At 39.5% G+C, this 9,082-nt stretch carries 10 protein-coding genes and 1 CRISPR repeat array; of the genes, 1 reads left to right on the top strand and 9 read right to left on the bottom strand.

What is annotated here, in order from left to right:
* Positions 1-192: transposase (locus BMZ99_RS20650; protein WP_139214808.1), on the top strand; the 192-nt coding region annotated here is incomplete at its 5' end.
* A 179-nt stretch (positions 193-371) separates the two neighbouring features.
* Here BMZ99_RS20650 and BMZ99_RS20645 read toward each other — a convergent pair.
* The 9 genes from BMZ99_RS20645 to cas2 all read right to left on the bottom strand — a co-directional run bounded on the left by BMZ99_RS20645 (position 372) and on the right by cas2 (position 9,076).
* A complete protein-coding gene (locus BMZ99_RS20645; RefSeq protein ID WP_090942220.1) occupies positions 372-851 on the bottom strand; it encodes a PTS sugar transporter subunit IIA in 480 nt (159 codons plus the stop codon).
* Positions 852-867: 16 nt separating this feature from the next.
* Complete coding sequence (nagB, locus tag BMZ99_RS20640; RefSeq protein ID WP_090942223.1) at positions 868-1,620, bottom strand: glucosamine-6-phosphate deaminase; 753 nt, start codon at positions 1,618-1,620, stop codon at positions 868-870.
* A 4-nt stretch (positions 1,621-1,624) separates the two neighbouring features.
* Positions 1,625-2,764: an N-acetylglucosamine-6-phosphate deacetylase gene (nagA, locus tag BMZ99_RS20635; RefSeq protein WP_090942215.1), complete on the bottom strand. Its 1,140-nt coding sequence runs from the start codon at positions 2,762-2,764 to the stop codon at positions 1,625-1,627.
* Positions 2,761-3,639: an N-acetylmuramic acid 6-phosphate etherase gene (murQ, locus tag BMZ99_RS20630; protein WP_090942212.1), complete on the bottom strand. Its 879-nt coding sequence runs from the start codon at positions 3,637-3,639 to the stop codon at positions 2,761-2,763. Before murQ ends, nagA begins: the two co-directional genes overlap by 4 nt.
* Before the next feature lie 153 nt (positions 3,640-3,792).
* Positions 3,793-5,226, bottom strand: a complete 1,434-nt coding sequence (gene nagE / locus BMZ99_RS20625) for an N-acetylglucosamine-specific PTS transporter subunit IIBC (RefSeq protein WP_090942209.1) — start codon at positions 5,224-5,226, stop codon at positions 3,793-3,795.
* Between the two features lie 158 nt (positions 5,227-5,384).
* The gene (locus tag BMZ99_RS20620; protein ID WP_090942206.1) at positions 5,385-6,116 is read right to left on the bottom strand and encodes a GntR family transcriptional regulator; all 732 of its coding nucleotides are present in this window, start codon (positions 6,114-6,116) and stop codon (positions 5,385-5,387) included.
* 239 nt (positions 6,117-6,355) lie between these two features.
* On the bottom strand, positions 6,356-6,859 hold the full coding sequence (nrdG, locus tag BMZ99_RS20615) for an anaerobic ribonucleoside-triphosphate reductase activating protein (RefSeq protein ID WP_090942203.1): 504 nt from the start codon (positions 6,857-6,859) through the stop codon (positions 6,356-6,358).
* Between the two features lie 144 nt (positions 6,860-7,003).
* On the bottom strand, positions 7,004-7,723 hold the full coding sequence (locus tag BMZ99_RS20610) for a DUF6904 family protein (protein WP_090942200.1): 720 nt from the start codon (positions 7,721-7,723) through the stop codon (positions 7,004-7,006).
* A gap of 276 nt (positions 7,724-7,999) precedes the next feature.
* A CRISPR array of direct repeats spans positions 8,000-8,620; the repeat unit is 32 nt; unit sequence GTTTCAATCCACACGCCTACGCAAGGCGTGAC.
* 165 nt (positions 8,621-8,785) lie between these two features.
* Positions 8,786-9,076 (bottom strand): CRISPR-associated endonuclease Cas2, encoded by a 291-nt coding sequence (gene cas2 / locus BMZ99_RS20605; protein ID WP_007931213.1) that lies wholly within the window; start codon positions 9,074-9,076, stop codon positions 8,786-8,788.
* Between the last annotated feature and the right edge of the window lie 6 nt (positions 9,077-9,082).

The following is a 9,082-nucleotide window of genomic DNA, read 5'->3' as shown; positions in this document are numbered from 1 at the left end:
TCGATTCAAGTCGAGGGAGCTTTTGGGGTTCTTAAAGAGGACATGGGCTTTCGGCGATTTTTGATGCGTAGTCAAGTTAAAGTGCATACTGAATTTCTATTGCTGTGCATGGCATACAACCTAAAGAAACTCCACAACAAAATCCAAAACGGTCGTTGTGGAAGTTATTTGCATATTCCCAAAGCGTCCTGATAACGGTATATAATTTTTTTGAAGGGAAGTCGATTCCTCTGTTTTGTTATGCCCATAATCTAGCTACGACTTCTTTTTTTCTTCCGATCAACAAGAGATTTCTGCTTTTTTATTAAAAAAGAGGCGTACCGCAAAACGATTTCAATAAACGTTTTGCGACACGCCCATCTTATTCTTTCTCACTTTTTTACTTCTATTCCCATGATCGTTCCATCATTGCTATTTAATCTTTTATCTAGACGTTTTACGCTTTTTTCCATATTAGTTAGTACAATCGGAGTCAATACAGACTTACCTTGCTGCAGGATGTAGTGCTTATCAAACGTAAGTAATGAGTCACCTTGCTTTACTCTATCTCCCGTATTCACATGAGAGGTAAATCCCCGTCCATCTAACATTACCGTATCAATTCCAACGTGAATTAGTATCTCGACTCCCATGGCTTCGATAGCAACTGCATGCAGCGTTTTTGCTACCACAATAATCCGACCATCACAAGGTGCTGTAATCACATTTTCGTAAGGTTCGATACCTACGCCATCTCCTAGCATCTTGTTTGAAAAAACAGCATCCGGAATATTAGTTATATCCATCACTTTCCCTTTAACGGGAGCAAAGAGAATTAATGATTCTTTTTTCCGCTGAAATAACTGAAACATGCTTCTACCTTCCTATCTATAGTATCTGATTCTGATGTTTATGCTTGACTAAATGAGCCGCGCTTTCTTCTATTATTACAGTAACATCTTGATGAAGCTGTAAGATCGAGGCTGGTACTTCTGGAGTAATTCCTCCATACAGTGCATGATAAAGCACTTCTGCTTTATTTTCACCACTGGCAAGCAGCACAAGCTTTTTTGCGTGCATAATCGTTTTAATCCCCATACTAATAGCAAAGCGCGGTACTTCTTCGATAGTAGCAAAAAATCGGGCATTCGCTTCAATCGTCTCATCATCTAATTTTACTTTATGAGTTGTTGCCTCAAACTTGATATCCGGCTCATTAAAACCAATGTGCCCATTATTGCCAATTCCCAATATTTGCAGGTCAATACCTCCCATATTATGAATACTTCGATCGTAGTCCCTGCATTCCTTTTCTACCTCTTGTGCCATGCCATCAGGAATATAGATATTTTGCTTTTTTATATTAATGTGATCAAAGAAATGGTGAAACATATAGTAGTAATAGCTTTGTTCATCTTCTTTTGGCAATCCTAAATATTCATCTAAGTTAAAGGTTATAATTTCAGAAAAGTCCAGTCCGACTTCTTTGTGCACTTTAATTAACTCTTTATACAGTAAAAGAGGAGTGCTGCCGGTCGCCATTCCTAATACACTATTGGGCTTTAAATAAATTTGTCCAGCCACAATCCTTGCCGCCCTTGCACTCATGTCTTCATAATCCTTAGCAATTACGATACGCACCGGTTTACCTCCTGAATAATAAGTTTCCTTTAACAAAAGTTGCATAAATTTCCAAATCATCATGAAATAAGACCATATCAGCCTCCTTACCAGCCTCTAGACTTCCCTTATCTTGATCCACCTTAATTTGCCTCGCAGGATTTAGAGTGACTAGTTGAATCGCCTCAACCAATCCCAAACCTGTATTCTCCATAAAATTACGCACTGCCTTATTCAGAGTTAATATACTGCCTGCAATCACTCCATCTACCAATCGAGCTTCTCCATCTTTCACAATTACATTCTGTCCGCCTAAATCATATTCTCCATCACCTAAAAGACTGGCCCGCATCCCGTCTGTAATTAGAATCATTTTCGCCAGCCCTTTTACTTTTAGTAAAATCCGCTGCATGGCAGGATGAACATGCAAATTATCAGCAATCAGTTCACAAGTTACACCACTGTCCATAGCTGCCCCGATAGCACCTGGAAAACGATGATGCAAAGGCGGCAGTGCATTAAAGGTATGGGTCATATGAGAAGCTCCAGACCGAATGGCTTCCATCCCTTGTTCATAAGTGGCACTGCTATGCCCAATAGATATTACAATCCCTTTTTCAACGCAAGTTTGAATAAATTCTTTGCTATCTGAAATTTCGGGAGCGATCGTAATAATCTTAATACAGTCCAAATAGGATTGAATCTTCGTTATATCAGGAACAGTGATGTACTGCTTATCCTGAGCACCTTTATATTTTTCATGAATGAAAGGTCCCTCCAAATGACAACCTAGCACTTGGGCACCACTGCCTGCTTTCATCGCCTGGCGTATATGCTCCATAGCCCGTTCAAGCCTCTCAAAAGACATTGTCATCGTCGTTGGCATGAACGATGTAACGCCTGTTTGTAATAGACCATTGCTAATGATGGCTAAAGCCCTTTTATCTTCATCCATCGTATCAAATCCATTACAACCGTGCACATGAATATCAATAAATCCAGGAGATAGGTATTGCCCCTGCCCGTCGAACCATTCCACAACAGCAAACTTCCCCACTTCAGTTTCTGGTATAATGCCTTTAATCCGCTCTTCAAAGAGAACTACGTGATTGTACAGGATTCCCTGCAGCGTAATAATTCTGGAATTCACAATTGCTTTCATCATGCTTCTTCCTTTATTGCTTTTTTCAAATATCCATTATGTTTTTTAAGAAGTGCATTAGCGATTGTCGCGTTGATATTTAATGTCAGCATAAGAATTGCAATTTTCGCATTGCCTTTCGCCTTTGCTAATGCCTGCTGAGCAAAGGCTTCTCCCTTTCCAGTAGCAAGGATGATAATATCCAAGACTCGCTGTTTTAACTTACGGTTAATCGGCCTTACATCCACCATTAAATTCTGATAAGTTTTCCCTAGTTTTATCATCGCACAAGAAGATAACATGTTTAATACCATCTTCTGTGCCGTACCTGCCTTTAAGCGAGTGGATCCCATAATGACTTCCGGTCCTACGTCTATCGTCACACACACGTCGCTAATATGTTCCAGCTTTCCAGACAAAGAACAGCAAATTCCAATTGTCTTATTTCCCATAGCCTTCGCATACGAAACTGCTGATATTACATAGGGAGTGTTGCCGCTCGCACTAATCCCTACGAGTATATCGTACCCGCCAAAGCCTTTTTCCTTAAGATCTTTAATTGCTAATTCCTCATCATCCTCTGTATCTTCCCGCCAGCCAGAAAGCGCTTCTTGTCCTCCTGAAATCAGCCCAATCACTGTATTATCATCTGTTCCGAAGGTTGGTGGACATTCAGTTGCATCTAATAGCCCCAGTTTTCCTCCTGAGCCACTGCCAATATAAAACAGTCGTCCCCCCTTCATCATACGTTCCACAATAAGATCAATGGCTGCACTAATTACCTCCGTGCATTTGCCTACGGCAGCAGCTACTTTTTCATCTTCCCGATTAAACATAGTTACCATTTCAATAGTAGAAACCTCATCAATCTGAATGGTATCTTGATTCCGTTGCTCCATATGGTCCTCCTGAAAAGAAACTTGATTCAAAAAGAGAAACACTCCAATGAATCCTATCCTTATTTATTCCCAAGACTTCATATTGAAAAAAGGAATTGAAACTTGGAGAAAGAAATGCCTCAACTCCAACCTTCAATTCCATACATCTATTTTTTAGAAATTCGGTGTTGAAGTAGTATGTACATCTTTTTTGACATGATCTCGTTTTTCAACCAATATCTTTTTCATTTCGTCAGCAATCAGTTCTGCCTTAGTCCCTACAATGACTTGAACACTATTGCCACTTTTAATTATACCTGCTGCTCCTAATGCTTTTATCTCACTTTCATCTAACAAAGCAGCATTTTTCAAAGTTAATCGCAGACGAGTAATGCAAGAATCGACAACCTCAATATTTGCTGCACCTCCCAGTTTTTCTATAAGCTTCAAGGAGAAAGCACTGCTATCAACATTGTCTAACTTTGTATTCTCAGCTTCATCATCAAAACGACCAGGTGTAGGGATGTTAAACTGTTTGATCGCCCATACAAATACCACATAATATAGAGCAGCAAATCCCAGTCCAAGGGGAATCAGCATCGCAGGTTTCGTTGCCAGCCCCCAGTTCAGCAGCAAATCAATCAATCCCGCAGAAAAACCAAATCCATGCAAAATCCCCATAGAACTTACTAGAGCCATCGCCAGACCGGTCATAATGGCATGTAATAAGTACAGCATCGGTGCTAAGAACATGAACATGAATTCGATAGGCTCTGTTATACCAGTCAAGAACGCTGTAAATCCTACTGACAATAAAGCACCGCCGATTTTACTGCGATTTTCAGGCTTTGCACATGTATAAATAGCCAATGATGCTGCTGGCAGGGCAAACATAAAAATTAAATAGAAGCCTGCCATAAAGCCTCCTGCCGCGGGATCCCCGGCAAAGAAACGATTTAAATCCCCCGTTACTACCTTGCCAGTGGCATCTGTATAATTGCCAAAAACAAACCATACAAAGCTATTTAAGATGTGATGAAGCCCAAAAGGAATCAGTAGACGATTGAATATTCCATAGACAAATAATCCTAGCGATCCTGCACCAATAATCCATTCGCCCATACTATGGATGACACTTTGAATGGGTGCCCAAATCACACCAAAAACTCCTGCCATGACAATTGCGGCTGCTGCCGTCACGATGGGAACAAAACGCCTTCCCGCAAAGAAACCTAAAAAATCAGGAAGCTTGATGTTATAAAATCGATTGTACAGGTAGCCTGCTACTAGACCGCTTAGAATCCCCCCAAGCACACTCATATTCAGATCAGGATTAATGGTCTTTAGTCCATTGGTGAGCACGAGATAACCGATGGCACCTGACAAGCCGGATGCGCCTCCATTATCATGAGATAAGCCAATGGCAATCCCCATAGCAAACAATAAAGCTAAATTGTCAAAAATCGCTCCTCCTGCTTTCATAACAAAAGGAATATCAAGAACATCCGGAGCACCAAAACGCAGCAACAAAGCTGCTGCTGGCAATACTGCCACTGGCAGCATCAGCGCTTTACCAATCTTTTGTAGTTTCCCAAACCAATTCCCCACAACGATAAACCCCCTATTGTTTATTTATACACTACAAACTACAAAATGACCTTACAAAGATAAAACTTGATATTACTTTTCAAATATAAAAGAATGCCGATTTAGTGCGATTCATGTGTCACCTTGAAATTTGTATTATATACCTATAGAAGCAGCAATTAACGCTTTAATGTTATTTCAAATTTATAACGGTCACTGCGATAAATAGACTTTGTCACCTCAAAGGGAATATTCTTTTTTGTATAGGTTAACCGTGAAAACATAAGTGCTAAGGTTTTTTGCTTCACCTGCAACATTTGACTCTCATAATCATTAACTAATACAGGCTCGATGGTCTGGTTTGCATACTCAATCTGCAAACCGAACTGCTTTTCTAAAATAGTATACAAAGAATTATTCTCTAATGCCTCAGCCGTCAATCCTTCGCAAAGTGCTGTTGGTAAATAAGCCGTCTCAATGGCATAGGGTTCATCAGTAACAGAACGTAATCGAGTAATTTCAAATACTTCATCCTGTTCCTTTAATTGCAGATCATGCTGCAATTTTTTCGTGGCAGATTTACGTTGAAAAGAAATTATTTTTGTATGAATACGTATACCACGCCGCTGCATATCTTCCGTAAATCCTAATAAATTATGCAGAGGGTGCTTTTCTTTATTTTTGACCACAAAGGTTCCTTTTCCCCTTTCGCGATATAACAATCCTTCATTTACTAAGCTTGCAATGGCTTTATTTGCAGTCATTCGGCTTATTCCGTGATATTCACACAGTTCTCTTTCTGTTGGCACAACTTCATCTGCAGCTAACTCTTCATTTTCAATCATTTCAGAAATAATATTCTTCAACTGATAGTACAAAGGAATTGGCGAATCTTTATCTACTCTTTTCATGCTTACCACCTTTATTATTTATCATATTTGAGATGTCACCATATTGACATGTTGTATATACATTTACAATTGTATTATAACACTTCTATTATCTTTTTCAAGATTATTCTGAAATTTAAATGAGTACGACTTTTTAACCGCAGAGGCGCAGAGAACACAGAGATAGGATTTATATATCCCTCTGCAAGCTTTGCACCTATGCGGTTATATCATTTTTTTGCTTAGCATTGGTATCTTTCTTAAGGCAAAGGTTCATACAATACCACTTTTTTCTCTTTTAAGCTTTCAGACACATCAATAATGCGCTGATTGGCAGAACCCTTGAATAACAAATCATAACTTTTCAATGCTAATTCAAATTTGCCATCAATTAATACATCAATGTACTGCAAAAACTTCAGACAATCCGGCCTATTCAGTAATTCTTCAAAAGTGAAACCAGTATAACACCAAATATTAACGCCTCTACTCTTCAATTTCTCAGCAATCGCAGTGCAGGCAACGGGCTGCAGCATTGGCTCGCCACCGGAGAACGTTACTCCAGACTGCAGTTCTACGGCTAGTACAGCTTGTACCAGATCATTAATTTCCTGCTCAAAACCGCCATTCAAATCTTGCGTATCAGCATTGTGACATCCCTGGCAATGATGAGTACAGCCTTGACACCAAATCACCGTTCTCAATCCTTTTCCATCTACAACCGAATCCGTTGTTATCGGAGAAGCTAAACGAATTTTTACCATACGATACCAATCTCCCTGTTTTACTCTTTCAGACAATAAATCATCTCAATATCAAATTCATAGGATTGCTTCAGATTATTATCCTTCGTAATCAAAACAACATTATATCATTTTTAAACAGAATCGTCTCCTCTTCATTCATACTCACCACTGGATATTATCAGGATAATCCCAGTCATATTGAATTTCATCTACAGGACAATTATAATTTAGAGATTCTTCCAAAACTTCCTCTCTAACCGCTCTATATTCATCACCGATTTCTGCAATTCGCTTTGCTATGGTCGCGATACTTTTTAAGCGTTTTTCCTTACTCATCGCCAGAAATTTACCATTCAAAATATCAATATATTGTATTGTATATCCGTAAAACCATGTATAATCATGAGTTATCATATTCAGTATACGTTTATAAGAAGTCTCCGTTACTACTTGCTTTAGACACTCTCCTACCGCCGCTTGAAACTTATGAACCGCAGCAGTATTCGCATCCCACTCTGGATACTTGATTTTTTTTTGGCGTAACAAAATAAAATCACTCAAACACATAATAATAAACAACATCTCCGGCCATAAAACATGCGTGCCTACATATATATTTTTCTTAGGCGTAATCATTGCTAACTCTTTCATCCGATTCTCATCCATACCATTGTCAACATATTCAAATTCCCGGTTACCCATTAAAGCATGACGTAATTCATAACAGAACCCCAGTACTCTCATACGAACACCCTGGTAGGAAGTATATTCATTCTCCTTACCAACAACGTCATGCAATGTATTATATAGTTCCTCAATATCTAAATAATCACCATATATAGCCACTCCTGCATGATTAGGGGTATGTTTCACAAATATCATTATGCTCCCTCAACTTTGTAAGTTTTTTTGCTCTTTTGACGCATAATGCATCTCTTATTATTACGGCTTCTATTCGTAATATAATGTTACCCACGAAGCTTCTCTTTGCTTCCTTAAATCATTCCATACAGTACGTTCCCATTCCTTCTTCCAGTCTAACTGCTTCGAATAAACTCCAAATATTTGGAGACACGGAATGATATTCTACCTTATTTTTGATCTGCCCGCCTATGCAAGGCGTGACTCATTTAACTAGCATTAGACTGGCAACAATAAGTTTCAATCCACACGCCTACGCAAGGCGTGACCACTAATAGACTCGATTTATTAGTTAACGCAGAGTGTTTCAATCCACACGCCTACGCAAGGCGTGACTCGGTTTAACACATAAGTTGATAGCAGAGCATAGTTTCAATCCACACGCCTACGCAAGGCGTGACCACCTAGCTTTTTACGCTTGGGACATAATACATCGTTTCAATCCACACGCCTACGCAAGGCGTGACTTAGTTGGAGTAAATAATTCCTTGAAATTTGCTGTTTCAATCCACACGCCTACGCAAGGCGTGACGCATACAACCTATGGAAACAACATAAACCTATAGGTTTCAATCCACACGCCTACGCAAGGCGTGACAATGACGAGTATATAAAAAATAAGGATATCGATGTTTCAATCCACACGCCTACGCAAGGCGTGACTTTTGAATTAGCTTCAAATTCCCCTATATACTTGTTTCAATCCACACGCCTACGCAAGGCGTGACAATCATGCCCATCAGCAATCTTCGCACCACACAGGTTTCAATCCACACGCCTACGCAAGGCGTGACGAAGATGATCAATTAAGGAAACAAGGCAAAGAGTTTCAATCCACACGCCTACGCAAGGCGTGACTGGCAGTTATAGGATATAAGAAAACCATGGGTCAAAGCACATGATTTCGCGAACTAGAAAATTATTTCGATTTTAAAAAAGATTTTTCTTACATAAACGTCAAGAAGGCTTGTACCTCCTAGCCTGCGAATACCTCAGGAAAACGATGAGCACTTAGGGTTCGCATTAGATCATCAGAACTCCTTCTGGATCATATCCTGATTTCGCACCCACATGTTCTACGCGATTTTTCCAGTTGCTTCCTAAGAAATAATACCGCAGGCTATCCGTCTCATGATTAATTATACTTTCCAGGCGATGTTTTAACTCTGCAAACTGTGCTGGGTCAAGTAAGCATTCGAAAACGGAGTTTTGAACTCGCTGTCCGTAATTGACGCATTGTTTCGCTACTCTGCGAAGACGCTTTTTCCCCGAATCGGTAGTCACACTTACATCATACGTAATTAATACCATCATTGCTAA

The sequence above is a fragment of the Pelosinus propionicus DSM 13327 genome (assembly GCF_900114615.1).
Classification (GTDB): Bacteria; Bacillota; Negativicutes; order DSM-13327; family DSM-13327; genus Pelosinus; species Pelosinus propionicus.
Note: the sequence above shows the minus strand (reverse complement) of the source record. Positions and strands in the feature narration are given on the sequence as shown.

Coding starts and splice junctions, on each gene's coding strand:
- murQ (WP_090942212.1), bottom strand. CDS start 3,639: ATGGAGCAACGGAATCAAGATACCATTCAGATTGATGAGGTTTCTACT.
- nagA (WP_090942215.1), bottom strand. CDS start 2,764: ATGATGAAAGCAATTGTGAATTCCAGAATTATTACGCTGCAGGGAATC.
- BMZ99_RS20620 (WP_090942206.1), bottom strand. CDS start 6,116: ATGAAAAGAGTAGATAAAGATTCGCCAATTCCTTTGTACTATCAGTTG.
- BMZ99_RS20610 (WP_090942200.1), bottom strand. CDS start 7,723: ATGATATTTGTGAAACATACCCCTAATCATGCAGGAGTGGCTATATAT.
- nrdG (WP_090942203.1), bottom strand. CDS start 6,859: ATGGTAAAAATTCGTTTAGCTTCTCCGATAACAACGGATTCGGTTGTA.
- cas2 (WP_007931213.1), bottom strand. CDS start 9,076: ATGATGGTATTAATTACGTATGATGTAAGTGTGACTACCGATTCGGGG.
- BMZ99_RS20645 (WP_090942220.1), bottom strand. CDS start 851: ATGTTTCAGTTATTTCAGCGGAAAAAAGAATCATTAATTCTCTTTGCT.